This is a genomic window from Phyllobacterium myrsinacearum, from assembly GCF_014138285.1.
In the GTDB taxonomy this organism is placed as follows: Bacteria; Pseudomonadota; Alphaproteobacteria; order Rhizobiales; family Rhizobiaceae; genus Phyllobacterium; species Phyllobacterium myrsinacearum_A.
On sequence record NZ_JACGXN010000003.1, the window covers coordinates 15,907 to 41,531 of the forward strand.

General features: G+C 53.9%; 24 protein-coding genes. 10 read left to right on the plus strand and 14 right to left on the minus strand.

Annotated features, from left to right (window positions below; all coding sequences use genetic code 11):
- Positions 1–1,152, minus strand: a complete 1,152-nt coding sequence (locus FHW16_RS12410) for an NAD(P)-binding domain-containing protein (RefSeq protein ID WP_182549534.1) — start codon at positions 1,150–1,152, stop codon at positions 1–3.
- Between the two features lie 145 nt (positions 1,153–1,297).
- Positions 1,298–2,185 carry a LysR family transcriptional regulator gene (locus FHW16_RS12415; RefSeq protein ID WP_182549535.1) on the minus strand — a complete coding sequence of 296 codons (888 nt, stop codon included), beginning with the start codon at positions 2,183–2,185 and terminating at the stop codon, positions 1,298–1,300.
- 98 nt (positions 2,186–2,283) lie between these two features.
- On the opposite strand from FHW16_RS12415, the gene FHW16_RS12420 reads away from it, so the two are divergent.
- On the plus strand, positions 2,284–3,033 hold the full coding sequence (locus tag FHW16_RS12420) for a sulfite exporter TauE/SafE family protein (protein WP_182549536.1): 750 nt from the start codon (positions 2,284–2,286) through the stop codon (positions 3,031–3,033).
- Between the two features lie 81 nt (positions 3,034–3,114).
- Here the strand turns inward: FHW16_RS12420 and FHW16_RS12425 are convergent, their stop codons facing one another.
- From FHW16_RS12425 to FHW16_RS12460, 8 genes are all read right to left on the minus strand, one after another.
- Positions 3,115–3,834 (minus strand): Bax inhibitor-1/YccA family protein, encoded by a 720-nt coding sequence (locus tag FHW16_RS12425; protein ID WP_182549537.1) that lies wholly within the window; start codon positions 3,832–3,834, stop codon positions 3,115–3,117.
- A 27-nt stretch (positions 3,835–3,861) separates the two neighbouring features.
- Positions 3,862–4,635, minus strand: a complete 774-nt coding sequence (locus FHW16_RS12430) for an anti-sigma factor family protein (RefSeq protein ID WP_182549538.1) — start codon at positions 4,633–4,635, stop codon at positions 3,862–3,864.
- Positions 4,619–5,164, minus strand: a complete 546-nt coding sequence (locus FHW16_RS12435; protein ID WP_182549539.1) for a sigma-70 family RNA polymerase sigma factor — start codon at positions 5,162–5,164, stop codon at positions 4,619–4,621. The genes FHW16_RS12430 and FHW16_RS12435 overlap by 17 nt, the downstream gene beginning before the upstream one ends.
- A 66-nt stretch (positions 5,165–5,230) precedes the next feature.
- Positions 5,231–5,971 (minus strand): aspartate/glutamate racemase family protein, encoded by a 741-nt coding sequence (locus FHW16_RS12440; RefSeq protein ID WP_182549540.1) that lies wholly within the window; start codon positions 5,969–5,971, stop codon positions 5,231–5,233.
- A 7-nt stretch (positions 5,972–5,978) separates the two neighbouring features.
- Positions 5,979–6,800, minus strand: a complete 822-nt coding sequence (locus FHW16_RS12445) for an ABC transporter permease (protein WP_182549541.1) — start codon at positions 6,798–6,800, stop codon at positions 5,979–5,981.
- A gap of 1 nt (position 6,801) precedes the next feature.
- Positions 6,802–7,737 carry an ABC transporter permease gene (locus FHW16_RS12450; protein WP_182549542.1) on the minus strand — a complete coding sequence of 312 codons (936 nt, stop codon included), beginning with the start codon at positions 7,735–7,737 and terminating at the stop codon, positions 6,802–6,804.
- A gap of 62 nt (positions 7,738–7,799) precedes the next feature.
- Complete coding sequence (locus FHW16_RS12455; RefSeq protein ID WP_182549543.1) at positions 7,800–9,095, minus strand: ABC transporter substrate-binding protein; 1,296 nt, start codon at positions 9,093–9,095, stop codon at positions 7,800–7,802.
- 31 nt (positions 9,096–9,126) lie between these two features.
- A complete protein-coding gene (locus tag FHW16_RS12460) occupies positions 9,127–10,212 on the minus strand; it encodes an ABC transporter ATP-binding protein (RefSeq protein ID WP_182549544.1) in 1,086 nt (361 codons plus the stop codon).
- Positions 10,213–10,474: 262 nt separating this feature from the next.
- Between FHW16_RS12460 and FHW16_RS12465 the strand changes: the two genes are divergently transcribed.
- Entirely contained in the window at positions 10,475–11,188 is a 714-nt protein-coding gene (locus tag FHW16_RS12465) for a GntR family transcriptional regulator (protein WP_182549545.1), read from the plus strand.
- Positions 11,189–11,210: 22 nt separating this feature from the next.
- On the opposite strand, the gene FHW16_RS12470 is transcribed toward FHW16_RS12465, so the two are convergent.
- A complete protein-coding gene (locus tag FHW16_RS12470; protein ID WP_182549546.1) occupies positions 11,211–11,546 on the minus strand; it encodes a GIY-YIG nuclease family protein in 336 nt (111 codons plus the stop codon).
- Between the two features lie 143 nt (positions 11,547–11,689).
- Between FHW16_RS12470 and FHW16_RS12475 the strand changes: the two genes are divergently transcribed.
- Positions 11,690–12,334 carry a DUF2239 family protein gene (locus FHW16_RS12475; protein WP_182549547.1) on the plus strand — a complete coding sequence of 215 codons (645 nt, stop codon included), beginning with the start codon at positions 11,690–11,692 and terminating at the stop codon, positions 12,332–12,334.
- An 8-nt stretch (positions 12,335–12,342) separates the two neighbouring features.
- Here FHW16_RS12475 and FHW16_RS12480 read toward each other — a convergent pair whose 3' ends face one another.
- Positions 12,343–13,257 carry an SMP-30/gluconolactonase/LRE family protein gene (locus FHW16_RS12480; protein ID WP_182549548.1) on the minus strand — a complete coding sequence of 305 codons (915 nt, stop codon included), beginning with the start codon at positions 13,255–13,257 and terminating at the stop codon, positions 12,343–12,345.
- Positions 13,258–13,390: 133 nt separating this feature from the next.
- On the minus strand, positions 13,391–14,629 hold the full coding sequence (pepT, locus tag FHW16_RS12485) for a peptidase T (protein WP_182549549.1): 1,239 nt from the start codon (positions 14,627–14,629) through the stop codon (positions 13,391–13,393).
- A gap of 159 nt (positions 14,630–14,788) precedes the next feature.
- Here pepT and FHW16_RS12490 point away from each other — a divergent pair, with 159 nt between their 5' ends.
- The 3 genes from FHW16_RS12490 (at position 14,789) to FHW16_RS12500 (ending at position 18,536) form a co-directional block, all read left to right on the plus strand.
- On the plus strand, positions 14,789–16,387 hold the full coding sequence (locus FHW16_RS12490) for an ABC transporter substrate-binding protein (RefSeq protein WP_182549550.1): 1,599 nt from the start codon (positions 14,789–14,791) through the stop codon (positions 16,385–16,387).
- A gap of 421 nt (positions 16,388–16,808) precedes the next feature.
- Positions 16,809–17,999 (plus strand): cyclopropane fatty acyl phospholipid synthase, encoded by a 1,191-nt coding sequence (gene cfa / locus FHW16_RS12495; protein ID WP_182549551.1) that lies wholly within the window; start codon positions 16,809–16,811, stop codon positions 17,997–17,999.
- 363 nt (positions 18,000–18,362) lie between these two features.
- Entirely contained in the window at positions 18,363–18,536 is a 174-nt protein-coding gene (locus FHW16_RS12500) for a hypothetical protein (RefSeq protein ID WP_182549552.1), read from the plus strand.
- Positions 18,537–18,616: 80 nt separating this feature from the next.
- Here the strand turns inward: FHW16_RS12500 and FHW16_RS12505 are convergent, their stop codons facing one another.
- Positions 18,617–19,480, minus strand: coding sequence for an AraC family transcriptional regulator (locus FHW16_RS12505; protein ID WP_182549941.1), 864 nt, complete (start codon positions 19,478–19,480; stop codon positions 18,617–18,619).
- Between the two features lie 245 nt (positions 19,481–19,725).
- On the opposite strand from FHW16_RS12505, the gene FHW16_RS12510 reads away from it, so the two are divergent.
- The 4 genes from FHW16_RS12510 (at position 19,726) to FHW16_RS12525 (ending at position 25,614) form a co-directional block, all read left to right on the plus strand.
- Positions 19,726–21,198, plus strand: coding sequence for an alpha-glucosidase/alpha-galactosidase (locus tag FHW16_RS12510; protein WP_182549553.1), 1,473 nt, complete (start codon positions 19,726–19,728; stop codon positions 21,196–21,198).
- A gap of 77 nt (positions 21,199–21,275) precedes the next feature.
- Positions 21,276–23,351 (plus strand): ABC transporter substrate-binding protein, encoded by a 2,076-nt coding sequence (locus FHW16_RS12515; protein WP_182549554.1) that lies wholly within the window; start codon positions 21,276–21,278, stop codon positions 23,349–23,351.
- Positions 23,352–23,476: 125 nt separating this feature from the next.
- Entirely contained in the window at positions 23,477–24,487 is a 1,011-nt protein-coding gene (locus tag FHW16_RS12520) for an ABC transporter permease (protein WP_182549555.1), read from the plus strand.
- On the plus strand, positions 24,487–25,614 hold the full coding sequence (locus FHW16_RS12525; RefSeq protein WP_182549556.1) for an ABC transporter permease: 1,128 nt from the start codon (positions 24,487–24,489) through the stop codon (positions 25,612–25,614). Before FHW16_RS12520 ends, FHW16_RS12525 begins: the two co-directional genes overlap by 1 nt.
- The last annotated feature ends 11 nt before the right edge of the window (positions 25,615–25,625 follow it).

Here is a 25,625-nt window from a genome sequence, read left to right on the forward strand (position 1 = left end):
CTATTCCTCAAGCAAGCCCAGATAGGTGGCAAGTTCCCGTGCTGCCGCCCCACCCGCACGGTTTGCGCCTATCGTGGAGGCGGAAGGGCCGTAGCCAACCAGATGAATACGGGGATCTTTAGCGACCTGCGTCGCCAATCTACCGAACATGACAATGCCGCCATTCTCCTCGCGGATCTGCAGCGGAGCAAGATGATCAAGCGAGCTGCGAAACCCCGTACACCAGAGAATGACATCAGCCTTCTGTTCCTCACCGTCGGACCATCGTATGCCGCTCTCCGTGATCTCGGCGAACATCGGCAAACGCTTCAGGACGCCCCGCGCCTGCGCAGCCCTGAGCGCCGGGGTCCATGGTATGCCTGTCACGGAAACAACGGAGCCAGGCACAAGCCCGCGCCTTACCCTGTCTTCAACAATTGCAACTGCCGCGCGCCCATCCTCTGATGTAAAGGGCTGATCCCGAAACTGCGGCTCCTGTCTCGTGACCCAGGTTGTAGACGTAACGCGCGATATCTCGTCCAGCAATTGCAATGCAGAAATGCCGCCACCGACGACAACGACATGCTTTCCGACAAACGCGTCAGCCGTTTGGTAATCACGCGTGTGAAGTTGCTGGCCTTTGAATATATCAGCGCCCGGATAGGCCGGGATGTAGGGCGTTTCCCATGTGCCGGTTGCGTTAATGACACCGCGAGCTGAAAAACCGCCCTGATCGGTTTCGATCCGGAACCGTCCGGCGCGCTCGCAGACCACAGTCACAGTTTGTGGCCGGTAGACCGGTAGTTCAAATCTCCGCTCATAGGCCGCGTAATATTCCGGCACGGCTACCGACGCTTTCACTTCATCTCCCGCATCAACGGCTTCGGAAAAAGGCAGCCCCGGCAGGTCGTGCACCCGATTGACTGTCGTCAACGTCAGGGAAGGCCAGCGATACTGCCATGCTCCGCCAGCGCCCGGCGACTTGTCCAGAACCAGGTAATTCTTCCAGGGTTTCAGGCCAAGCTGCTGCAGATGGTAGGCGGAGGAGAGCCCCGCCTGTCCGGCACCGATGACGACTATATCAGCCTTCAGAAAGGTGCGGACCTCGTTCTGCCCGGAAGCGGTATCCGTCTTTTGCTCAGGTGATGGAAAAATCGAATGATCTGAAGGCATCTCTCGATCATAAGTTTGATTGACGCGAATTCAAGGGCTGGACAAATCGGCCAACGAACATCGGTATCCGCCTGACCATATCCGAGGACCTTCGTCTCGCTATGCCGTGAATAGCAGGTATCAAGCAGGGTCCCTGCTCGGCAAATCAGCTGAAGTTTGTCAGATGTTTGGCCAACTCAAGCGCATGGGGATGCAAATCGTTAAACTTGTTTGCGCAGATCGCCAGATGCCTCGTCGCCCAGCCGTCGGTCAAATGAATGGAATGAATTGGCATCGTGCGGCGATATTTTCTGGCCGCAGTCTCTGGAACGATCCCCACGCCAACACCTTGAGCAACCATGCGGCAAATACCCTCGAAGGTCCGCAAACGGATGCGGAAAGCGAGAGTATGGCCAGCGCGCGCCGCGTGATCGCCAAGATAATCCTGCAATGGACTGCCAGCGCTCAATCCGACAAATTCCTGTTCCGCGACATCCTCAAATGCCATGCGGCGGTGATCCGCCCACGGGTTGGAGCGCGCAACAACGAGAACGAGGCGGTCAATCGCGAATGGTCGCAGTTCCAGATTTCCATGGTCGACGGCATCTGTGATCACACCGATATCAGCAGATCCACCGGCCACTGCCTTGACGATCTCCGTGCTGAGGCGCTCCTTCAAATCAACATCGACGTTGGGGCGGCTGGCAAGAAAAAGCGCAAGTTTTTCCGGCAGGAACTCTGTCATCGCCGCGGTATTCGCCATGAGGCGAATCTGACTTTTCAAGCCTTTCGAGAATTCATTGAGCTCACCGCGCATCTGTTCGATCTGGCGCAGGACAATACGGGCGTGATGGGCTACCGCGTCTCCTGCAGGCGTTGTCACGACACCTCGCCGGCCCCGCTCAAGCAAGGGAAGGCCAATCACCTCTTCCATGCCGCGAAGACGGGCACTGGCCGAGGGAAGTGTCATATTGGCCTGCGCTGCGCCATGCGTAATGCTTCCAGCTTCCACAACCAGAAGAAAAAGCCGCAAATCTGTGAGATCAAAACGCATGTACCGTTAGTACCATTCAATCAGCCTTCGTCATAGCCTAAGGCAGAGTACGTTTCTTCCGCATTGCGAGTGCCATGTTGCCGCGCAATGATGAGGGTATGTTTGACCTTTCCTCAACCTCCCTTCTCCTTATCGTGCTCACTTTCTTCCTTGCCGGAATCGTCAAGGGGATAACCGGTATGGGTTTGCCAACCGTGGCAATGGGCATTCTCGGCACGATCATGCCGCCCGCTGGAGCGGCAGCGCTCCTGCTTGTGCCATCATTCGTCACCAATGTGCTGCAGCTTCTGTCGGGGCCGAGTTTTGCTGCTCTTGCATTGCGTCTCTGGGCAATGATGCTCACAATCCTGCTCGGGACCATCGCTGGATCGTGGCTTATGGCCAATGATACGGCAGGATGGACGACGATGGGTCTTGGCGCTGCCCTGATGATCTATGCGGGATTCAGCCTTTTCGCGCGCCAACTGTCTGTTCCCAGACATCTGGAACCCTTCCTGTCACCTCTCGTTGGCGTCGTCACGGGTGTTATTACAGGCGCAACGGGAGTTTTTGTCATCCCGGCCGTTCCCTATCTTCAGTCTCTGGGTTTAACCAAGGATGATTTGATACAGGCTCTGGGCCTGTCCTTTACCGTTTCAACTGTTGCACTGGCCATCGGGTTGACCTCCGGTGGTGCATTGCAACTCGACAGCCTGAGCACATCGGCCCTTGCCTTGGCACCAGCATTGTTGGGCATGTGGTGCGGTCAGAAGATTCGCAATGCCATCAGCCCTGCCACATTCCGCCGCTGGTTCCTGATCTGCCTGCTGCTGCTTGGACTGGAACTCGTGCTGAAGCAGATTTTCTGATCTTAGCCCAAACAACAAAAACCCGTGCTGTGTGATCAGCACGGGTTTGAATGATAGTGTTGGCGTTTTAATCCAGCCGGATTACTCCTGGCGCTGCCCCGTCAGGCTGAGCAGCAGCTGGAAGATATTGACGAAATTCAGATAAAGCGAAAATGCACCGAAGACGGCAAGCTTCTGTTGCGATTCAGAATCGAAACTTTCAGCATACTGTTCCTTGATCGATTGCGTGTCCCATGCCGTCAAACCGATAAACACCAGAACACCGGCGACCGATACAACAAATTGCAGCATCGACGAGCCGAGGAAGAGATTGACGACGCTCGCGATGACAACGCCGATCAGGCCCATAATCAGAAATGAGCTGAACTGCGAAAGGTCACGCTTGGTTGTGTAACCATACAGACTGGTCGCGCCAAACATGGTTGCCGCGATGAAGAATGTCCGGGCGATGCTCGTTCCCGTGAAAACTAGGAACACGGATGCCAACGACAATCCCATGACGCCGCAGAACGCCCAGAACATGGCTTGCGCCGACGATGCTGACATCGACTGCATCTTGAACGAGAAAAACATGACGAATGCCAGCGGAGCAAGCATCACGACCCATTTCAGCGGCGTTGAAAAGATCGGCACGTACAGTGCCGGTGTGGAAGCGACGACAAACGCAACAACACCCGTCAGGACGAGACCAAGGCCCATGTAATTGTAGATGCGCAGCATATGCTGGCGCAGACCTTCGTCAAATGCTGCAGATGACTGGCCGCGGGCCGTGTCCATCCCATAGCGAAGAGGTGTATTCATAAACTTCGTTCCTTTCGGTTCATTGGATCAGTAAAGGGTTTTGGCCAGGCGTTGAGCAGCGTTCTCGAGATCCGCTGTTGCCGCATCTGAAACAAGCGCATAGGCGACATCGCCGATCTGAAAATACGCCGCCGAGGTATCATTCACCCTGACGGCTTTGGGTTTGACGACATCAAACGTACCGGGACGAACGGCAAAAAGAGAAACCGGACCAAGACTGTCGGACCGGACTTCCATTTCGACACTCGGTCCGAAATTCGACGGAAACAGCTGCACATCACGCACGCTCCACTTGTCGGGCATAGTGGGCATGATGATCCCGGTCGATGCGCGTATCTCCGCAGGATCGTAGCTGCGCGTCTGCGGCTGCGATGTCATTCCTGCACGCAACGACGACGTCCTGTGCGCCATGATGGCATCGGAGACGTAGGCGGGCGGCGGTGTGGCGGCCACAACTTTGGAGACGGTCAAAGGACCAAACCCCGCATGTGCCATCCATCCCAGGGCCAGCAATACACCGACCGCTGCCACGCGTTGCAGCCCGCCAAACAATCGGTCTCGTGCCAAGCCGCGTTCAAGGCGGTGGGCGAGTTCCGAAGTATCGGGAGAGCCTGCCGTATGCCCTTGTACCAGAGCTAGCCGCAGTTCATCGCGTGACTGCAGGTCGGACATAACACGAGCAGCCTGTTCGGGATGCTGGGACAGGTAACGCGCAACTTCAATCCGGCGCAGGGTATCGAGCTGATCATCAATATAGGCATCGAGATCAGCCTCGACGACGGGATCAATCGCTTCGGTCATCTCGACCTCCTACAATTTTCAGGTGACCGGCTTTATCAGGCTGTCGTTCAGATTCCTGCGCGCGAAGCATCGTGCGGGCGCGGCCGATCCGCGACATCAAGGTCCCCATCGGGATGTTCAACGTTCTTGCCGCTTCTTCGTAAGAGAGACCTTCGATCGCAACGAGATGAAGTGCCGATCTCTGCTCCTCCGGCAGAGCAAAAAATGCGTCTCGTACCTGAGCAAGGCGAACGGAATGCTCCTGCGGTGCGTCGATGGTCGGTTCGGTCAGGGAATAAGCAGCTTCTATGGTTCGAGCATCTGCCGCGCTTGCTCTTTTGATGTCGATGAAGCGGTTATGAAGGATGGACAAAAGCCAGCCTCGCAATGTATTGCCGTGGCGAAACCCGCCCCGGCGCTCATAGGCGCGCAGAAGCGTATCCTGAACAAGATCCTCCGCATCCGCGTCATTCCGGGTCAGGGAACGGGCATAGCGGCGAAGAGAACCAAGCTGTCCAACGACATCAAAGCGTGGTTTCGGCGTTTTCATAATAAGTATACGGAGCCCGCGCGGTTTTATTCCCGGCATACCCTATTATTTTTTGCCTCGTGCAAACTATTTATTCGAGACGGGTGCAAACGGAGCCATCATTCCAAGATAGGGCTTGGTCAACGGCGCCGCATAACCACCGCGTTTGCTCGTTCGCAATCCGAGCGTTACCAGACATTCAGCGAGTTTGACCGCTGCGCTTACCCCGTCAACAACGGGCACGCCATATTCATCCTGCAACTGACGGGCAAGATCAGCCATTCCAGCACAACCGAGGACAATGGCCTCGGCCTGATCATCCCGCAGCGCCCTTTCGATTTCCATACGCAATTTGGTCAGAGCCTCGGATGAAGGATCATCCAGAGATAATACTGGAATATCAGCCGCACGAACCGTGGCGCGCTCTGCCATTCCGTAACGATGCACCAAGCCTTTTACCGGCATGACTGATCGCTCCAGCGTAGTCACAATTGAAAACCGCTGTGCTATGAGGGCAGCGGTGGCCACAGCTGCCTCACAAATGCCGAGCACGGGGATCGAAGCCATGGCCCGCGCCGCATCAAGCCCCGTATCATCGAAGCAGGCGATAATTGCTGCGTCGGCGCCCGCTCGTTCTCCTTCGGCGATTTCCAGCAGCATGCCGGGAACCGCAAACGCCTCGTCATAATAACCTTCGATCGATACCGGGCCCATACGCGACGTCCGTGCGCTGACGAGCGTTGCAAGTCCGGCGACCGATTGCGCAGCGTCCTCGATCAAGGCGGTCATGCTGGCCGTCGTATTGGGATTGACGAGAAGAATATGCATTCGCTGTTTATCCGATGCGTGCACGGCGACGACCGACGATAATGATGGCGGACAGGGCAACAAGAATGATCAGGAACGAGAAGACCGATGTAACCGTGCCCAGCGCGTAGAGCACAGGCGTCGTAACGTTGGTGGTCATTCCGTAAATCTCGAGCGGCAAGGTGTTGAAGGTACCAGCTGCCATGAGCGTACGGGCAAATTCATCATAGGAGAGTGTAAAGCCAAACAACCCTACACCTATGAGGCTCGGAGCAATCATCGGGAGCACGACATAACGAAAGGTCTGCCAGGCATTTGCACCGAGATCCCGTGCTGCTTCCTCATAGGCCGGGGAAAAGCGATTGAACACAGCAAACATGATCAGCACACCAAACGGCAGCGTCCACGTCAGATGTGCCCCGAGGCCCGATGACCACCATGCGGGCCGTATCCCAAGCACCTGAAAGAAGAGCCCGATGCCAAGGCTGATCAGGATTGAGGGCACCACGAGGCTGGAAATCGCGAGATAGAAAAGGAACGTCGATCCCCTGAACCGGCGCCGAAAGGCAAGACCGGCCAACAGCGAAACCACAACGGTAATCGCAGTGGTCATCAGCCCCAAGATCATGGATCGCCGGAATGACCCGCCAAAGTCACCCACCGCTTGCTGTTCAAAGAGATTGGCGAACCAGTGCATCGACACGCCGTTCATCGGAAAGGTCAAACCGCCGGATGGCCCCTGGAATGAAAGGATGAAGATCGTCGAAAGCGGTCCGTAAAGGAACAGCACGAACAGTGCGAAAAAGAAGGCAAGAATGTAGAATTCGCGCGAGCGTTTTTCTGTGTGCATTTCAAAGCTCCTTGCGAATATCGACGACGCGCAGGATCGCGGCGACAATCAGCAGCACAACAATCAGGAGAATGACCGCGTTGGCGGCAGCTGCGGGATATTGCAGGAGTGATATCTGGTTCGCCATCATCAGACCAACAGACGCGCTTTGCCCGCCCGACATGAAGCGAACAGTGATAAAATCACTCATAACCAGGGTAACGACGAAAATCGAACCGATGGCAATACCCGGCTTGGCCAGAGGTATGATCACGTTCGTGAGAATCTGAAAACCCGATGCGCCGGCATCGCGTGCCGCTTCAATCAATGAACGGTCGATGCGCATCAGCGTATTGAAGATCGGCGTAACCATGAAGAGCGTGTAGAGATGCACCATGGCAAGGACGACTGCGAATTCCGAGAACAGCAGAAACTCGAGCGGCTTTGGAACAATGCCAAGCTCGATCAGGGATGAATTGATCAGTCCGTTGCGTCCGAGAAATGGTACCCACGAAATCATCCGGATGATGTTGGAGGTGAGAAACGGCACGGTACAGACAAGAAACAGTACCATCTGCATGGTGGTAGAGCGGATATGAAAGGCGAGGAAATAAGCCACCCAGAAGCCGATGAACAAGGTAAGCAGCCAGACGATCAGTGTGAACTTGAACGTGTTCAGATAAATCTTCCATGTCACCCATGAGCCGAGTGTCTCGGTGTAATTGAACGTGACAAAATCCGGATAGATGCGCACGGAGTCATAATCCCAGAAACTGACCATGACGATTGTTAGGATGGGCAAGAGCAGAAAAAGGCCAAGAACAAGTGCCAGCGGCATCGCCTGAAGGTAGGAAACAAGCATATGGTTTGTCCTGCGCCATACGCTGCGACGCGGTCTGGCGGGCTTGTCCGACTCATTCTTTGCGTCCGCAGAAATATCTGCTGCTGTTGCTGTCATGGAACATTCCTCTGGATGAACGGACCGCCCTTTCTGGAGAAAAGGGCGGCCGGACCGGCATATCAGGCGGCGATGAATTCATTCCATTTTCGGACCATGTAGCGGTCTTCATCCATCACTGAATTCCAGCAGGCAACGGCGCCCATGCGGGCCTCAAAAGCGCCGCCATCACGGATTGCGCCTGCCTTTTCCATAACCTTGCCATCGGGAGCAACGATGTCACCGACCGCTGCCTTGCCTTGCATCCAGTAACCCCATTCGTCCGCTGTCATGAAGTTCTTCGCGGTTTCGGGCGCTGCGGAGTAATAACCCTGGCGATTGAGATAAGCGCCCACCCAACCGGACAGATACCAGTTGATGTACTCGTAAGCAGCATCGAGCTCGATACCGCTCAAGTGCTTGGCGAGACCCAGACCGCCGCCCCAGGCACGATAGCCTTCTTTGAGCGGCTGATATTTACAGGCAATGCCTTTGGAGCGAACGGCAGCAACAGCCGGTGACCACATGGACTGGATGACCACTTCACCGGACGCCATAAGATTCACGCTCTCGTCAAATGTCTTCCAGAATGAGCGGAACTGGCCGTCTGTTTTTGCCTTGATAAGAAAGGCGACAGTCTGGTCAATCTCAGCCTTCGTCATGTTGCCCTTGTCACCGTATTTGATGGTGCCCATGGACTCGCAGATCATGGCGGCGTCCATGATTCCAATAGATGGAATGTTGATGATGGACGCCTTGCCCTTGAACGCCGGATCCATGATATCGGCCCAGCTGATAATGTCTCGGCCGACCAAGTCAGGCCGGATTCCAAGCGTATCGGCGTTGTAGATAGTCGGGATCAGCGTCATCCACTTGGTAGGCTCAGCGGCAAACTTTGTTGACTCCGCACTCTCGACAAAGCCGACTGTATGAGGCGCGGTACCCTGAGCGATCTTACTTTCCGGCGTCAGCTTGCCTGTTATGAAGAGCGGAGCAATCTTGTCGAAATATTTCATTTTCGACACGTCCATCGGCTGCATCACACCCGCCGGGAAAACTTTCTTGGCGATCCAGTACTCGATATCGGCAATGTCGTAGCTGTCAGGCTGGGTTACGGCTCGTTGGGTTACGGCATCGGAATCCAGCGCTGTCATCTGTAGCGTAAAGCCCAGATCTTCCTTTACCTTGTTGGCTACGTCATTGAGATTGGATACACCTGTTCCGAATTGGCGCAGGGTTACATTCTTGATGTTCTGTGCCCAGATGGTGGGAAAACCAGTGATGGCACCGGATCCTGCAACCAGACCCGCTGCGGCGGCACCCGTCTTCAGAAACGTGCGGCGATTCAATCCTGTCTTGTTCTTCGTTTTATCGGTCATGTTCAGTTCCCCTTTTTGTTGATTGTTTGGTTCAGGAGTCCAGACGGCCAAGAATGATGGCGTCATTAATGTCCCAGGCGAGCGGGATGGCTTCGCCCACGGAAACAGGGTTTTCAAAGAAAGCCTGATCGCTGGTGATGACGGTGAAATCATCAATGCCGGCACCGGTTACGGAGATTTTGACCGATGCACCGCGATACTCGATGTTGGAAACAATACCGGTGAATCCAAAACCTGGAGCGGGGTTGTCACTGATACGAACACGGTCAGTGCGGATGCCGATGTCGAGTGGCGCTCCGGCTTCCGCCTTGCCCGCAGCGCTTAAGGAAATGCCGCCGGGAATATCAAAACTGACAAGACCGCCGACGCTTTTCGTTACGCGGCCAGAAATGACATTATGGTCTCCCATGAAGCGTGCGACAAAAGCGGTCGCCGGGCGTTCGAAAACGGCGCGCGGATGCGCCGCCTGCTCTATCCTGCCATCGTTCATGACCACGATCAGATCGGCGAGCGCCATGGCCTCTTCCTGACTGTGGGTGACATGGACAAAGGTTATACCAAGGCTCGTCTGCAACTTTTTGAGCTCTGCGCGCATGCGTATCTTGAGAAACGGATCAAGCGCAGACAGGGGCTCATCGAGCAGGAGGGCTTCTGGATCGGTGATGAGGGCACGCGCGAGTGCAACCCGTTGCTGCTGTCCGCCGGAGAGTTGCGCTGGACGGCGGCTCGCATACGCCTCCATCTGCATCAACGTCAGCATTGCCAATGCTTTGGTGCGGCGTTCATCCCTGGCAACGCCTTTCATTTTCAGGCTGAACCCAACATTGTCGACGAGATCGAGATGTGGAAACAGGGCATAGGATTGAAACATCATCGCGGTGCCGCGTTTGGCCGGTGGAAAATCTGTCACGACAGTGTTGCCGAGGCGGATATCCCCGCTGGAAATTGTTTCGTGCCCAGCAATCATGCGTAGCGTTGACGTCTTGCCACAACCGGAAGGACCGAGAAGACAGCAATAGGTTCCCGCAGGGATTTTCAAACTGATCGTATCGACAGCCGTTGTCGTACCGTAAATTTTCGAAACAGAGACGATATCAATTTCGGCGGCTTTGCTCATGCAGCTTTCCCTTATGTGCCCATAAGAGCTCTGCATGTACCGTGCCAATTGCCAGACTTTCTCCTAAGCCTTTGGAATCTTTACCCCAATGAATACAGTGTGAATGCTGATATGTGATCGACAATGCTGCATTGCACAATTTATGTTCAATGTTTTCAATCCAAGATCAAATTGTATGCAATCTGAATTTCCATCGGGTGCAATATTGGAGGCTGGTCTTGCCTGGAAATCACGCTAAAAGGGATTTGGAAGGCAGGAAACGATGAAGCCAGAAACTGATACATTCCCGATGCGTGATGATACGCCAGACGACCGTTCGCAACTTATTCGTGAGGCGCTTCACAACGCTATCGTCGAACGGAGGCTTGCACCGGGTACAAAGCTTGTCGAAACCGAAGTGGGTGAATTGTTCGATGTCAGCCGTACAGTCGTGCGCGCTGCGCTGCAGATGCTTGCCTTCGAAGGACTGGTCAAGATCGAGCGCAATCGCGGCGCGTTTGTCGCCTACCCAACACCCGAGGAAGCCCGGCAGATCTTTGAATCCCGTCGTGTGATCGAGCCTGAAATCGCCCAGCGTGCCGCAGAACGGATGACAAATGCAGATGTCAAGGCATTTCAGGCTCATCTGAAAGAAGAAGAAAGATTGCTGGTCGAACGGGGCCCAAGTGCGCGTCGGGCCGCGATCAAGGCCTCCGGCGACTATCACCTCATGCTCGCTGCCGTTGCCGGAAATCAGATCCTTGAGCGTTTCATGCGGGAACTGATTGCCCGGTCATCTCTCGTTATCGCGCTGTATGGACAATCCGGCGCGTCAAGCTGCGCCCGATCGGAACATGCGGATATTCTCGACGCACTGATCGCCCGGGATGGTAAAAAAGCTGCCAGCACCATCCTCCACCATATCGATCATATTGAAGCCGACCTTGACTACAAAGCTGCCAGCAATGCCCCCCTGCGTCAGGCCCTTCGCTTGTAGATTCGGTGAATACCACTGACTGTCAAATGGCAAACCCGTCAAGCGACGAGCGCCAGTAGCGTACACGTTCCTTGAGCAGTGTATCGCGCACATAAACGAGATCTTCATCACCCAGACGTTCAAGCGCTTCAAATGTAAATTCTTCCGCACCATGATCATTCCAAGCCGACTGCAATCCACGGCAAGGATGATTGCCAAGGCGGAGTGTGAACCACAACCGATTCTGGATCGTATCCAGATTGGGGCTTTGGCCAATCCATACGTTACCGGAAACAAGGCAGCGGACGGCATAAATTCCGGTCACCAGTTTTCTTTCTTTATAGGCCGCTGTCGCAGCCTTCCGCTCCTCGGTCTTCATTCGCAATTCCAATCATAGCGCAGTTTCAAAGTTGCAGGTCAGTTAGCAAAAAATCCGACTACAGTCAATTTATTACCCGGATGATATTGACTATTCGATTTTAACCCGGATATAAAATACTCATCAATAACGAGTTCCGCACCATGACTGACTATCTTTCAAAACCCTGCACCGCCTTCGACGGCAATCGTATCCTGTCCTCTGGGCCCTTGATTGAGGTGGCATTGGCAGTGAAGAACGCATCTGAAGCAACGCGCACGACACAGCCCCTCCTTGTCTTCGATGATGCGACCGGACGGGCCATAGATTTTGATCTGCGCGGAACCAAGGCGGATATCATCGCCAGACTGTTGCAATCATCAACGACAGCCAGCGATCAATCCAGCCCGCCTCAACCAACAAAGGAGACAGCATCCGATTTAGTGGAAACCACGCCGCGTGGACGGGGCCGGCCAAAACTGGGGGTGATCGCACGTGAAGTCACCCTGTTGCCACGGCATTGGGACTGGCTTGCAACGCAAAGTGGCGGCGCATCGGTTGTTTTGAGGCGACTCGTAGATGAAGCCAGGAAGGCCGGCGGAGGCGAGCAGAAATCCCGTGCGGCACAGGAAGCAGCTTATCACTTCATGTCGGCCATGGCCGGCAATTTACCGTACTTCGAAGAAGCAATCCGTGCATTGTTTGCCGGTGATAGGGAATCATTCGCCGCACGCATCACTGACTGGCCAGAAGACTTAAGCCGCTATGCGACAAAACTTGCCTATGGGGAGCGCACCCTCTCCCCATAATGCAGGCCTCAGGGATGTTGGGCACCGCTTGTCGTCACATAGATCGCGTAGAGTGACTGTGTTGCCGTGATAAACAGCCGGTTGCGCCGAGGCCCGCCAAAGGTAAGATTCGAAACGGTCTGCGGGATTTTTATTTTGCCGAGCAGTACACCGTCCACACCAAAGCAATGAATGCCATCAGCGGCACTTGACCAAAGATTGCCATCCGTATCGACCCGCATACCATCGGGAATTCCGTTATCGATATGGGCAAAGACGCGGCCGTTGCGCAAGGTTTTTCCGTCCACAACGTCAAAGACGCGGATATGTCTCGGCGCGCCGTCCGTATGGCTTGCGCCGGAATCCGCGATATAGAGCAGGCTTTCATCTGGCGAAAAAACCAGGCCGTTAGGCTGAAGGAAATCGGTCACCACGGCGGATATGTCACCACTCACAGGATCCAGCCGATAGACATTGCGTGACGGCTGTTCGGGGTCGGATTTATAGCCCTCATAATCGGTGAGAATCCCATAGGTCGGATCGGTGAACCAAACCGAGCCACTCGAATGGACAACGACATCATTGGGAGAATTCAGCCGTCTGCCAAGATAGTGATCGGCCAGAACGGTGATGGTTCCGTCCACTTCTGTTCTTGTAACCCGGCGCGTACCATGTTCGCAGGACACAAGGCGACCTTGCCGGTCTCGTGTATTGCCGTTGGTAAAATTGGACAGTGATCGGAAAACAGAGACGCCACCGTCCGGCACCCAGCGCAACATGCGCTGGTTGGGGATATCGCTCCACAAAAGGCTATTGCTGTCATTGAACCACACTGGTCCTTCAGCCCAGCGACAGGACGAGTACAATTCCTCCAGCGCTGCGCTCCCCGCGATAAGGGCTCCAAAGCGTTGGTCATGGATTTCGTAAAGCGCGGTATTGGTCATTTCAGGTACACCGATTTGCGGATGGGAAGCCAAGCTCCCTGAAGGGATGATAGCACCAGATTTGAAACGGTCTCTTACTTGCGTATCGGCATCATGTTGCACGACGAAGCCAGACGCACGTGGAATACATAAGTTAATCAAGCGCCGGTTTGGCCGTACGGCGCAAGATTTCGACAACCATCTCGGAAGCCTTGTTGAGCGAGTTTACCGGTAGAAACTCATAGATTGAATGAAAGTTGTGGGCTCCGCAGAAAAGATTGGGGCACGGCAATCCTTTTTCCGAAAGCACCGCTCCATCGTAGCCACCACGCATGGGAATAGATTTAGGTTCCACACCGATTGCCTTCATGGCTTCCAGCGCCAGGTCGACGGCATAGCGATTGGAACCTTGCAGGCCCTCAGCAACGTTGCGATACATGGGCTGATAGGTGGATACGACAGTCTGAGTGCCTTGGAGGCGGTTGAAACTCTCCACAAGAGTTTCAACGAATTGACGGCGATGCTCAAAACCACCCTGTGTAAAGTCACGGATGTCAAGAACGATCCGCGCCTCGGCCACGGTACCGTGGACGGATTTCACCCAATAGTAACCTTCGCGGTTTTCCGTATATTCAGGCCGCTCTCCCGCCGGCAGCATCGCGATGAACTGCTGGGCGAAAAGCACCGCATTGCGCAGTTTTCCCTTGGCAGACATCGGGTGGGCGGTCTGCCCGCGAAATGTTATGTGAAATTCCCCGGCATTCCAGTTCTCAAAGACAATTTCGCCAATCTCGCAGCAATCCAGCGTATAGGCGAAATCCGCGTTGAGGGTCGTCACGTCAAGTGCCTTGGCACCCAGAAGCCCGATTTCCTCATCCGGGACGAAGACAACCTTTACGTCGCCATGCTCGATCTGCGGATTTGTCTGAAGCGTCTGTATAGCGTGCATGATTTCGGCAATGGCAGATTTGTTGTCGGCACCGAGCAGACTTGTTCCATCCGTGACGATGATCCGGTCACCAGCATAACGCGCCAGTTCGGGAAATTCGCTGGACCGCAGAACCACATTGAGTTCCTCGTTCAGCACGATGTCGCCACCATTGTAGGAAACGATCCGAGCATGCGTATCTGTGGAGTACTCATTGCTGGTGTCCAGGTGGGCGACCCAGGCAACAGTGGGAATTTTGCGGCTCTTGTCCTGTACATTCGACAGCAGTGTGCCCACCACAATCGAATGATCCCGTTCCTCGACATTCAGCCCGAGTTCGCGCAATTCACCGGCCAGCAAGCGCGCCAGTACGGATTGTCCCGGACTTGATGGCAGATGTCCGGCTCCCGGTACTGTGGTGGTATTGATGCGCGTGTAGCTCAGGAATCTCTCAACAATGTCCATCGTGTTCTCTATTTCTGACAAGAGGTGTTGAATTCAATGATTCCACTTGCCGGTACAAGCGTTCAATGAACATCTTTGTGTTGCATTGACCAAATCCCTCGTCAATAAGTTCTGATCCCCTATCTGCACCCATCCGATTCCAGAAAGAGACAGGACCATATGAAACGTTACGAGAAAATTCTTTCAGCGACCATCCTTGCAATCGCTTTCAGCGGTCCGGCATTGACCAGCGCCTCTGCGAAGACATTGATCTATTGCTCGGAGGCTGCACCGGACGGTTTCGATGCGGCAGCAACCACATCTGGCGCAACCTACGATGCCTCGGCGCGCAATGTTTCCAACGGTCTCGTCAAAATCAAACGCGGCTCGACTGAACTGGAACCGGGACTTGCCGAGAGCTGGGATATTTCTGCGGATGGAAAAGAGTATACGTTTCACCTTCGTAAAGGCGTGAAATTTCAGACAACCAGTTATTTTACGCCAACGCGGGATTTCAATGCCGATGACGTTATTTTTACGTTTGATCGTCAAGGAAACAAAGCCAACCCCTACAATGGCAAGGGGGTCTGGCCGCAATACAACTCCTACTCCTTTCCAAGTCTGATCGATAAGATAGAAAAAATCGACGAGCATACCGTCAAGTTTGTGCTTACCCGGCCGGAAGCGACGATGGTCGCCTCCCTGTCTCTTACATTTGCGGTTATTCAGTCCAAGGAATACGCGGACAAGCTTCTGGCAGAGGGCAAGCAGGATCAGTTTAGTCAGTTTCCCATCGGAACCGGACCCTATCAATTTGTCGATTATCAGCCGGATACCGTTATCCGCTTTCAAGCCAATCCGGATTATTGGGGTGGCAAGCAAAAGATCGATGATCTGCTGATCGCAGTAACCCCTGACGCCGCGGTCCGGTACCAGAAACTGAAAGCTGGTGAATGCCACGTGATGGCTTATCCAAACCCGGCAGATCTTGCGGAGATGAAGGCAGACCCTTCCATCAATGTCCTGCAAAAGGAAGGCTTGAATGTTGCATTCCTGGCCTACAATACATTGACCAAGCCCTTCGACGATGTTCGTGTGAGAAAAGCCATCAATATGGCCGTCAACAAGCAGGCGATCATCGATGCAATCTATGGCTCCAGCGGAATTGTCGCCGTCAATGCCGTCCCCCCCGGCGTCTGGTCCTACAACAAGGCGGTCAAGGATGACCCATATGATCCTGAACAATCGCGAAAGCTGCTCACTGAAGCGGGCGTAACCGATCTTTCGATGAAGATATGGGCGATGCCCGTTCAGCGTCCCTATATGCCGAACGCGCGCCGCGCCGCTGAAATGATGCAATCCGATCTGGCGAAAGTCGGCATCAAAGTTGACATCGTTTCCTATGACTGGACCGAATATCTGAAACGATCGCTCGAGAAGGAGCGGGATGGCGCCGTTATTCTCGGCTGGACCGGTGGGATTGCTGATCCGGATAATTTCCTTGCAGCCCTTCTCGGTTGTCAGGCCATCGGCAGCGGCAATCGTGCCAACTGGTGCAATCAGGATTTTGAGAAACTGATCCAGGCGGCCAAATTGACGACAGACCAGACCGAGCGGACAAAGCTTTACGAACAAGCGCAAGTTGTATTCAAAGAGCAGGCACCATGGCTGACGATTGCGCATCAGATCGTGCAGCAGCCCGTGAGTGCAAAGGTCAAAGACTTCCGGGTTGACCCGTTTGGCGGCAACCTGTTCGAAGACGTCGATATTGAAGAGTAGAAATTTGATGCGGCGAGATCAGCAAGGTTTGCCGGATCTCGCCGCGACTACTTTCGTTTATCCGCCGCTTTGCTTTCATTTCCACCACTTGGACATGCTCTTGAGGTTCCATCTCAAAGTCGTCATGTGGTGGTCCGATCAGTGCCGATTATTTTTCAGCCGACACCTCGTTACGTTTCAATGATCACCAGAGCGGAACAAGAGATATCCATCAATGCGTAGAGCTATGGATATCGGCATTAATCGATCGTTCGAGCATCAGTTCCATTAATCAAGGTCACGGCGCATAACGCGATTTTCAAGGATCGCCAGGGAATGCACAATCCTACGAACGTTTTGACATTTCGTCCTCCATACTGCTCATATAACCTTGAAGGCCGGTGATCGAAGGCACAAGCAAACCACCGGCCCGGGAGCAAGCATGGACCTTGACTTGGATGAGGAATCGAAACGCAAAGCAGCGCCCCGCCCGGCAACACCCGGCGGCAAAAAGTCTTCCGCTATCGGGACGCTGGGCAATCTCCTCGGTCGTGCCGGGATCAGAATCAACGGCGACGCTCCTTGGGATATTCACATCAACGATGACAGAGCCGCTAGCCGTATTCTGGCACAAGGCAGTCTGGGGCTCGGCGAAAGCTACATGGATGGATGGTGGGACTGTGCGGCGCTGGACATCTTCTTTGAACGGATATTCCAGGCCAATCTGACAGAGCATGTCACGGCAAAGGATGTGTTGCAGACGTTAAAGGCACGTTTGCTCAACCTGCAAAGCAGCAGACGGTCCTGGCAAGTCGGAAAGGCGCATTACGACGTCGGCAATGATCTCTTTTCAGAAATGCTTGATAGCCGCATGACCTATTCCTGCGGCTATTGGAACGTGGCCAATAATCTCGAGGACGCACAGGCTGCCAAGCTCGATCTTGTTTGCCGTAAGCTTGGCCTTCAACCCGGCATGCGTCTTCTGGACATTGGCTGCGGCTGGGGCAGCCTTATGCAGTTTGCCGCTGAAAACTACGGCGTTTCCTGTGTCGGATTGACTATATCCAAAGAGCAAGCGGAGTTTGCTCGTCAGAAGCTTAGCGGATTGCCGGTCGAGTTTCGCTTGGCGGACTATCGTTCGTTCAATCCGAACGGCGATGAAAAGTTTGATCGCATAGCGTCGATTGGTATGTTTGAGCATGTTGGTCACAAGAACTACGGTGCTTTTTTCGATGCGTGCAAACGTAGTCTGGTCGACGACGGATTGTTCCTGCTGCACACGATTGGAAGAAAACGCACCCGCAATGTCATAGACCCCTGGTTTGATCGTTATATCTTCCCTAATGGCGAACTGCCCTCCCTGAGTGAGATTTCCACCAGTGTGGACGGCCGCTTTGTCATCGAGGACGTCCATAATTTCGGCGCCGACTACGATAAGACATTGCTGGCTTGGCATGCCCGATTTGAAGCAGCGTGGCCACAATTCGCATCCCAGTATGGCGAGCGCTTCTATCGGATGTGGCGATACTATCTCCTGTGTATGGCAGGATGTTTCCGGGCTCGCCAGATACAGCTTTGGCAAACTGTCCTGTCTCCGTCGGGAGTTGCAGGAGGTTATCTGCGGCATTCCTAGAATGCGGCATCTCGATTCTCACTCAGACAACAATGCGACAATTTGCATAGCTAATATGCAACTTTGTATGTTGCCCTAAATTTGAGCGATGCTATCTTGTGATTGTTAGGTTCTTTCCTCCCAGAAATCCTAACGCTTGATGCAACAACCTCCTCCCTGTTGCATTTACAATCAAGGCCCAACGCACCTCCTCCCGCGTTGGGCCTTTTGTTTTAGGGCCATGCCTAATCGCGACAACTGCATTGTTGCATTAAGAATATTCGACGCAATCATTCCTCTTTTGACGCTCTTTGTGTTTTTTTCCGCGTTTCCACAACCTATGGTATAATCCACGAGGTGATGGTTTCAAAAAGGAGAAGTCCTATGCAACTAAGCGCACCAACAAAGATAGTGTTTATAATCGCGGTTATACTGGCTGTGTTATCGGCGCTTCCGGTCATTGGAATAGCAGCGGGTGTTCTTGGCGCTTACAGCTACTGGTTGTTGCTGATTGCCTTTATCGTGCTTGCAGCCGGCAGCCTGTTCAAAGGCGTCTGAGACGACACTGGCGATGAAAATCGCCGTCCATCGATGCGACCAATTTAGAATATCAGGAAAGGCGAATCTCAAAGCAGCAACTATTTCTCATCCGGATCCGGAATCCGATTGGAAATGCTTGCATACATTCCTGTTGTTCGAAACTCGGTGGGGCTGGCACCGTATACCCGCCGAAACACTTTCGAAAAGTAATTGGCATCATCAAAACCGGTCATGATCGCCACTTCCTTGACCGGGAGAAACGCGGCGTTGGTCAGGAGCTTGGTTGCTCTTTGCATTCGTTTTTGCAGAACAAACTCTGCAGGTGGCAGCCCCTCGCATTCGGCAAATACGCGAGAGAAATGCGCGCGGCTCAACCCGGACACGCTTGCAAGTTCATCAACGGGAAGCGGTTTGTCGAGATTGGTGCTGATGTGATCAATGACGGGCTGCATGATCGTTTTTTCGTGCTGATCAACGGGATGAGACCCAAAGACACCATCATAGAGCGCCATAGCAGCCTCATAGGCGATGGCCGAGGCTCGCCCAGCAGTTTCTGCATCCATAATCAGGCGCAGACTACAATCAGCCAGATGCTCTATTGTCTCGCTCGGTAACCTCAAAACCGGGCCTTGGGCCACGAGAACCGAACGGTGAATGCGGAGCGCTTCCTCTCCGTTCATGGAAATCCAGAAATACTCCCAGTGGTCACCTTTCTCCAGCCAATAACGATGGTTATGTGGCACAAGTACAAGCAAGGTTTCACCTTGGCGCACCCTGTAATTCCGATTTTCATAGCGCAGGGTGCCTGTGCCGCTGATCGTGTGCTGCAGGACAGTAAAGGGGGTCTGGCCCCGCTTGCGGCCGTCCCAATCATAGATTTCATCGCGGCGAACTTCATAACCGGTGCTGGTCGGCATGGTGTGCAGCGTATGGCGGCCCCGCGGCAGGGAAACCGTCTTCATGGTATGCCCGGTGTCGATCAGTTTCTGCAGCACAAAATTACCCTCAAAAGCATAATCCCTCTCTATTCGCTCTCGCGAATATACGCATAATAACGGTCAAGGACAGCAGACGAACTGTGCGCGAGGAATATCGCAGAGGAAAAGGCAGGAAATCCTGATCTTTGCAAAGCTTGGTGTCTCGCCGCCAAAGCTCCCCCTGCCCTATTGCTTCAATCTGTCTCGAAGACTTGCAATTTGAGGGAACCATGAGCAGTTTCAAAATCGCCATCATTGGCGCGGGCAGTGTGGGTTTCACAAAAAAGCTGTTCACTGACATTCTTTGCGTGCCAGAGTTCAGGGATATTGAATTTGCCCTGACTGACGTCAGCGAGCATAACCTCAAAATGATCAAGGCCATTCTTGATCGCATTGTCGAAGCCAATAACCTTCCGACACAGGTCACCGCCACAACGAACCGGCGCAAGGCCATAGAAGGCGCCCGCTACATCATCAATTGTGTACGGGTTGGCGGGCTCGAAGCCTATGCGGACGATATTCGTATTCCTTTGAAATACGGCATTGATCAATGTGTGGGTGATACGATCTGTGCCGGCGGCATCCTTTATGGACAGCGCAACATTCCTGTTATTCTTGACTTCTGCAAGGACATCCGCGAGGTCGCGGAACCCGGCGCAAAATTCCTCAACTATGCGAATCCCATGGCCATGAACACCTGGGCAGCCATAGAATATGGCAAGGTCGACACCATAGGACTTTGCCATGGAGTTCAGCACGGCGCCGAGCAGATCGCTGAAATTCTTGGTGCCAAGTCCAAGGACGAACTCGACTATATCTGCTCGGGCATCAATCATCAGACATGGTTCGTTGATATACGCCTGCGTGGCCGCAGGATTGGCAAGGCTGAGCTCATCTCCGCATTCGAGGCGCATCCTGTCTTTTCACAACAGGAAAAGCTGCGCATTGATGTTCTGAAGCGTTTCGGCGTCTATTCCACGGAAAGCAACGGTCATCTCTCGGAGTATCTGCCATGGTATCGCAAGCGTCCCGACGAAATCACCAAATGGATCGATATGTCCGACTGGATTCATGGCGAGACGGGGGGCTATCTCAGGTATTCGACCGAAACAAGGAACTGGTTTGAAACCGAGTTCCCGCAATTCCTCGAAGCGGCTGCCAAGCCTATCGATCCGGCACGCCGTTCCAATGAACATGCAAGCCACATTCTGGAAGCCCTGGAAACCGGGCGCGTCTATCGCGGTCATTTCAATACCCGCAATACCGGAATTATCACCAATCTTCCGGCCGACGCGGTTATTGAATCACCGGGTTTCGTTGACCGGTTCGGCATCAATATGGTCTCGGGCATCACATTGCCGGAAGCATGCGCTGCAACCTGCATTTCGTCCATCAATGTGCAACGAATGGCCGTCCATGCTGCCGTCAGCGGCGATATTGATCTCCTGAAACTCGCCGTTCTGCATGATCCTCTGGTTGGCGCTGTGTGTACGCCGGAAGAAGTCTGGCAGATGGTCGATGAAATGATCGTTGCTCAGGCCCAGTGGCTGCCGCAATACGCCCATGCGGTTGACGATGCAAAAGAGCGTCTGCGTCACAAGACCGTGGCAACACGTGAATGGAAAGGCGTTGCCAGTCGTGCAGTGCGGTCAATCGAGGAACTGAGAGCTGAAAAGGCATCGACGAAACAGGCCGTGAGGTAACTTTTCCGGCCGCTGTCCCCGTCTTGGAGGAGATGGGGTGGCGACAACAAGCTGGACCAAATCGAGAGGGAGAGACGATGAGCCATTTTCGCTATTGGAATACACTCGCCATTGGCGTTTCTATGTTGGCCTTTCCGGCGCTGGCATCCGAGCCGACAGTCCCACCGGAACCGGCTTCGTTTAAAGCGCAGGCCCAAATCTCCTATGTGCCAAGGGACGCAATTCTCGAATTCAAAACCCTCCCCGTCTATCATGAACCGGACTGGGTCACTGAGAAATTTGTCAAACCCGGTAAGCTTCCAGCGGTCAAGGACCGGTTACCGAAAGAGCCGCTCGTCTACAAGACCGGTAATATGCCCGACGGCATCGGTGTCTACGGCGATACTTTGCGGCACGTCATTGGTGGTCGTCCGGAAGGCTGGAACTATAGCGGCGGCCAGTCACAGGGTTATGGCGGAATTGATATCGGCCTGTCTGAATGCCTGACACGAACAGCGCCACTTTTTCAGGTGGAAGCGACGGACGTCGAACCTTTGCCCAATCTGGCCAAGGGGTGGGAATGGTCACCGGATGGCCACACGCTGACCATGCATCTGATTGAAGGTGCCAAATGGTCCGACGGCGTACCGTTCGATGCTGACGACGTCATGTTCTATTGGGATGACAATGTCATCGACTCGAATGTTTCCCCGCTCAACGGCGCAACCCAGGAAACGTTTGGCGTCGGCACAACGCTGAAAAAGATTGACGCCTATACGGTCGAGTGGACCTTTAAGGAAGCGTTTCCTCGTCAATATCTCTATGCCATGGCCTATGGAACATTCTGCCCCGGCCCCGCACATATCCTGAAAACAAAGCATCCGAAATATGCCAACACGACCTACGATCAATATAAGAACGGCTTCCCGCCAGAATACATGAATATGCCGGTCATGGGCGCCTGGGTTCCGGTTGAATACCGCCCTGATGACATCATCGTCATGCGCCGCAATCCCTACTATTGGAAGGTTGACGAAGCAGGCAACCAACTGCCCTATGTCAATGAGATGCATTACAAACTCTCGACGTGGGCGGATCGTGACCTGCAGACCGTTGCAGGTTCGGCCGATTTCTCCAATCTGGAGCAGCCCGAAAACTTCGTGGAGTCGCTGAAACGCGCCGCCCAGGATAATGCGCCTGCCCGGCTCGCCTTTGGCCCGCGCTTGATCGGCTACAATCTTGACATGAATTTTTCGGCCAATGGTTGGGGTGCACCTGATGCGCGCGCTCAAGCCGTTCGTGAACTCAACCGCGACGAGCATTTTCGCAAAGCAGTCACCATGGCCATTGATCGGAAGAAGCTTGGTGAAGCACTCGTGAAAGGCCCGTTTACCGCGATCTATCCAGGCGGGCTGTCATCGGCTACCAGCTTCTACGACCGGCAATCCACCGTCTACTACCCCTTTGATTTGGAAGGCGCGAAAGCTGAACTTGCCAAGGCTGGCCTGAAAGACACTGATGGTAATGGCATCGTAAATTTTCCGCCTGATAAGGCGGGAGGAAAAGATGTCGAAATCACCCTTCTTGTGAACAATGCCTATAGCACCGACAAGAACCTCGCCGAGGGTGTCATAGCGCAATTGGAAAAACTGGGGTTGCGCGTCATTCTTAACGCTCTCGATGGCAATCAAAGGGATGCCGCGAATTTCGGCGGGCGCTTTGACTGGATGATTCTCCGCAACAGATCCGAACTTGCCTCAGTGGTGCAAAATACCGAACAACTGGCACCAGTCGGGCCGCGCACAAGCTGGAATCACCGTGCACCCGAAAATGGCCAGGTCGATCTGATGCCGTTCGAAGAAGAGATGGTGAAAATCGTCAACGCGTTCATCTCGAGTCAGGACAATGCCGAGCGGGCTGAACTGATGAAGCAATATCAGAGGATTTATACCACAAACGTCAACACCGTCGGGCTTACAGAATTTGCCGGGGCACTGGTCATCAACAAGCGCTTTTCCAACATTCCCTCCGGTGCGCCGATATTCATGTTCAACTGGGCTGAAGACGCCATTATCCGCGAGAGGGTTTTCGTCAAAGCCGACAAGCAGGGAAAGTTTGAACTGTTCCCTGAACAATTGCCCGGAAAGCCTGGTGGCCCCGGTCCTATGAACTGAGCCTCCCAAGGACTCTGACATGACCGGTCGCACTTCTGTGCGACCGGTAAGACGAACCCAAAAGTCAATGGCATGAATATGTTCATGGCAGTTTTGAAACCAACACAAGAAAAGCGAACCGGCCCATGTTACGATTCCTGCTTGTGCGTATCGCATCCGCCGTTCCGGTGCTGTTTGTTCTGAGCGTGGTGACCTTTGCCATCATTCAGGCACCTCCCGGCGACTACTCCGATTACATCCGGTCGCAACTGATGAACCAGGGTGGTGCATCTTTTGAAGCAGCCGACGCACAAGCGCAGGCGTATCGTGTTGCCAATGGTCTGGATAAGCCGCTGCCCGTGCAATACGTAAACTGGGTCGTAGGTATGGTGACCCGAGGAGATTTTGGCCACAGCCTGTTTTACAACAAACCGGTTGCCGATGTGGTTGGAGAGCGGCTACCACGTACGCTTCTCCTCGCCCTCACATGCCATATCCTCGCGTCGATTATCGGGATCAGTTTCGGGATATTGGCTGCCACACGGCAATATTCGTGGGTCGACAGCCTGCTCTCCGGCATATCATTCCTTGGCATGACCGTTCCAAGGTTCCTGATGGCGCTCATCATCGTTTACATCATGGTGTTTCATTTCAATGTGTCGGAGATCGGCAGTTTTAATTCACCGCGTTATGGCGGAGCACCGTGGTCCTGGGGCAAGTTTGTTGATCTCGTCCAGCATGTCTGGCCTGTCGTTGCCATCGCAACATTTGGCGGGCTCGCTTACAACATGCGTGTGATGCGCGGCAATCTGCTCGATACACTCAATGCACAGTATGTTGAAACGGCCCGCGCAAAGGGCCTGAGCGAAGGCGCGGTTATCATGCGCCATGCCGTACCCAACGCACTCCATCCGTTGATCATGTATCAGGGTGTCGTCCTGCCATATATGCTGACCGGAGAGATCGAAACCGCGATTATCTTTACTTTGCCGACGGTCGGCCCTGCGATCGTCGGATCCATGTGGGTGGGTGATGTCTATGTAACGGCAACCTTCATGCTGGTGCTGTCAGCAACACTTATTGTCGGCAACATCATTGCAGACGTTCTGCTCGCTCTCATGGATCCTCGTGTCCGTCAGTATGGGGAGGCGCGGTGATGCAAATCCAGATAAAGCCACCAGTCCCGGCAGTGGAAATAACCCAAAGCAAACATGGCAATGAAAGCTATTCCGCGCTCGTCTGGCGACGTCTGAAGCGCTCATGGACAGGTATGATCGGACTTGTTCTGGTCTGCATGCTGCTTGCCATGGCCATTTTTGCGGGTTTCTTTGCACCCGTTGATCCCATGCAGACAGAAATTGGATTTGCACCACCCGAAGCTGTGCGTTTCTTTGACAAGGACGGAAATTTCAATTTACGCCCGCGCACCTATCCGATCACCGAGACCGACGAACTTGACCCCGTGACATTCCAGCCCGTGGTCGGTCCAGACTATGACAATCCACGGCGGTTGGGGTTTTTCGTCAAAGGCTTTGAATATAAGCTTCTCGGTATAATCCCGACGGACCGGCATTTCTTCGGCACGATCGACGGGCAGTCTGTGCATCTCCTGGGAACGGACAAATTTGGTCGAGACGTTCTTTCCCGGGCTATTTACGGCTCGCGTATCTCGCTGATGATCGCCTTGATAGTCGTTTCCATCGTTACGGTTGTCGGCACGACTGTGGGGCTGGTATCAGGCTATTTCGGCGGAAGATTTGACGCATGGGCACAGCGTTTTGTCGATCTGGTTTTGGCGTTTCCGCAACTCCCGCTTTATCTGGCACTCAGCTCGCTTATACCCGTAACCGCTCCAACAAGTATTTTTCTTGGCTTTGTCATCATCGTCATGTCGGCGCTTGGCTGGGCACAGATGTCGCGCGAAGTCCGCGGCAAGACGCTGGCACTTGCCCGCATCGAATATGTGCGCGCGGCACTGGCGGTAGGCGCTTCCGACAAACGCATTATTTTTCAGCATATTTTTCCCAATGTCATGAGCCATGTGATCGTTGCTGTCACCATTGCAATCCCGCAGATCGTCCTTCTGGAATCCTTCCTCGGCTTTCTCGGATTTGCCGTGAAACCTCCGCTTATCTCCTGGGGCTTGATGCTGCAGGACACAGCGACCTACTCCGTCATCGGGTCCTATCCATGGATTCTTACCCCTGTCGCCTTCGTGCTTCTCACAGTCTTTGCATTCAATGCTCTGGGCGATGGTTTGCGCGACGCCGTTGACCCTTACTGAGGCTAAAAACG

Excerpts from the sequence above, each read along its gene's own strand:
- FHW16_RS12410 (WP_182549534.1), bottom strand. The coding sequence starts at position 1,152 with ATGCCTTCAGATCATTCGATTTTTCCATCACCTGAGCAAAAGACGGAT.
- FHW16_RS12415 (WP_182549535.1), bottom strand. The coding sequence starts at position 2,185 with ATGCGTTTTGATCTCACAGATTTGCGGCTTTTTCTTCTGGTTGTGGAA.
- FHW16_RS12420 (WP_182549536.1), top strand. The coding sequence starts at position 2,284 with ATGTTTGACCTTTCCTCAACCTCCCTTCTCCTTATCGTGCTCACTTTC.
- FHW16_RS12425 (WP_182549537.1), bottom strand. The coding sequence starts at position 3,834 with ATGAATACACCTCTTCGCTATGGGATGGACACGGCCCGCGGCCAGTCA.
- FHW16_RS12430 (WP_182549538.1), bottom strand. The coding sequence starts at position 4,635 with ATGACCGAAGCGATTGATCCCGTCGTCGAGGCTGATCTCGATGCCTAT.
- FHW16_RS12435 (WP_182549539.1), bottom strand. The coding sequence starts at position 5,164 with ATGAAAACGCCGAAACCACGCTTTGATGTCGTTGGACAGCTTGGTTCT.
- FHW16_RS12440 (WP_182549540.1), bottom strand. The coding sequence starts at position 5,971 with ATGCATATTCTTCTCGTCAATCCCAATACGACGGCCAGCATGACCGCC.
- FHW16_RS12445 (WP_182549541.1), bottom strand. The coding sequence starts at position 6,800 with ATGCACACAGAAAAACGCTCGCGCGAATTCTACATTCTTGCCTTCTTT.
- FHW16_RS12450 (WP_182549542.1), bottom strand. The coding sequence starts at position 7,737 with ATGACAGCAACAGCAGCAGATATTTCTGCGGACGCAAAGAATGAGTCG.
- FHW16_RS12455 (WP_182549543.1), bottom strand. The coding sequence starts at position 9,095 with ATGACCGATAAAACGAAGAACAAGACAGGATTGAATCGCCGCACGTTT.
- FHW16_RS12460 (WP_182549544.1), bottom strand. The coding sequence starts at position 10,212 with ATGAGCAAAGCCGCCGAAATTGATATCGTCTCTGTTTCGAAAATTTAC.
- FHW16_RS12465 (WP_182549545.1), top strand. The coding sequence starts at position 10,475 with ATGAAGCCAGAAACTGATACATTCCCGATGCGTGATGATACGCCAGAC.
- FHW16_RS12470 (WP_182549546.1), bottom strand. The coding sequence starts at position 11,546 with ATGAAGACCGAGGAGCGGAAGGCTGCGACAGCGGCCTATAAAGAAAGA.
- FHW16_RS12475 (WP_182549547.1), top strand. The coding sequence starts at position 11,690 with ATGACTGACTATCTTTCAAAACCCTGCACCGCCTTCGACGGCAATCGT.
- FHW16_RS12480 (WP_182549548.1), bottom strand. The coding sequence starts at position 13,257 with ATGACCAATACCGCGCTTTACGAAATCCATGACCAACGCTTTGGAGCC.
- pepT (WP_182549549.1), bottom strand. The coding sequence starts at position 14,629 with ATGGACATTGTTGAGAGATTCCTGAGCTACACGCGCATCAATACCACC.
- FHW16_RS12490 (WP_182549550.1), top strand. The coding sequence starts at position 14,789 with ATGAAACGTTACGAGAAAATTCTTTCAGCGACCATCCTTGCAATCGCT.
- cfa (WP_182549551.1), top strand. The coding sequence starts at position 16,809 with ATGGACCTTGACTTGGATGAGGAATCGAAACGCAAAGCAGCGCCCCGC.
- FHW16_RS12500 (WP_182549552.1), top strand. The coding sequence starts at position 18,363 with ATGCAACTAAGCGCACCAACAAAGATAGTGTTTATAATCGCGGTTATA.
- FHW16_RS12505 (WP_182549941.1), bottom strand. The coding sequence starts at position 19,480 with ATGAAGACGGTTTCCCTGCCGCGGGGCCGCCATACGCTGCACACCATG.
- FHW16_RS12510 (WP_182549553.1), top strand. The coding sequence starts at position 19,726 with ATGAGCAGTTTCAAAATCGCCATCATTGGCGCGGGCAGTGTGGGTTTC.
- FHW16_RS12515 (WP_182549554.1), top strand. The coding sequence starts at position 21,276 with ATGAGCCATTTTCGCTATTGGAATACACTCGCCATTGGCGTTTCTATG.
- FHW16_RS12520 (WP_182549555.1), top strand. The coding sequence starts at position 23,477 with ATGTTACGATTCCTGCTTGTGCGTATCGCATCCGCCGTTCCGGTGCTG.
- FHW16_RS12525 (WP_182549556.1), top strand. The coding sequence starts at position 24,487 with ATGCAAATCCAGATAAAGCCACCAGTCCCGGCAGTGGAAATAACCCAA.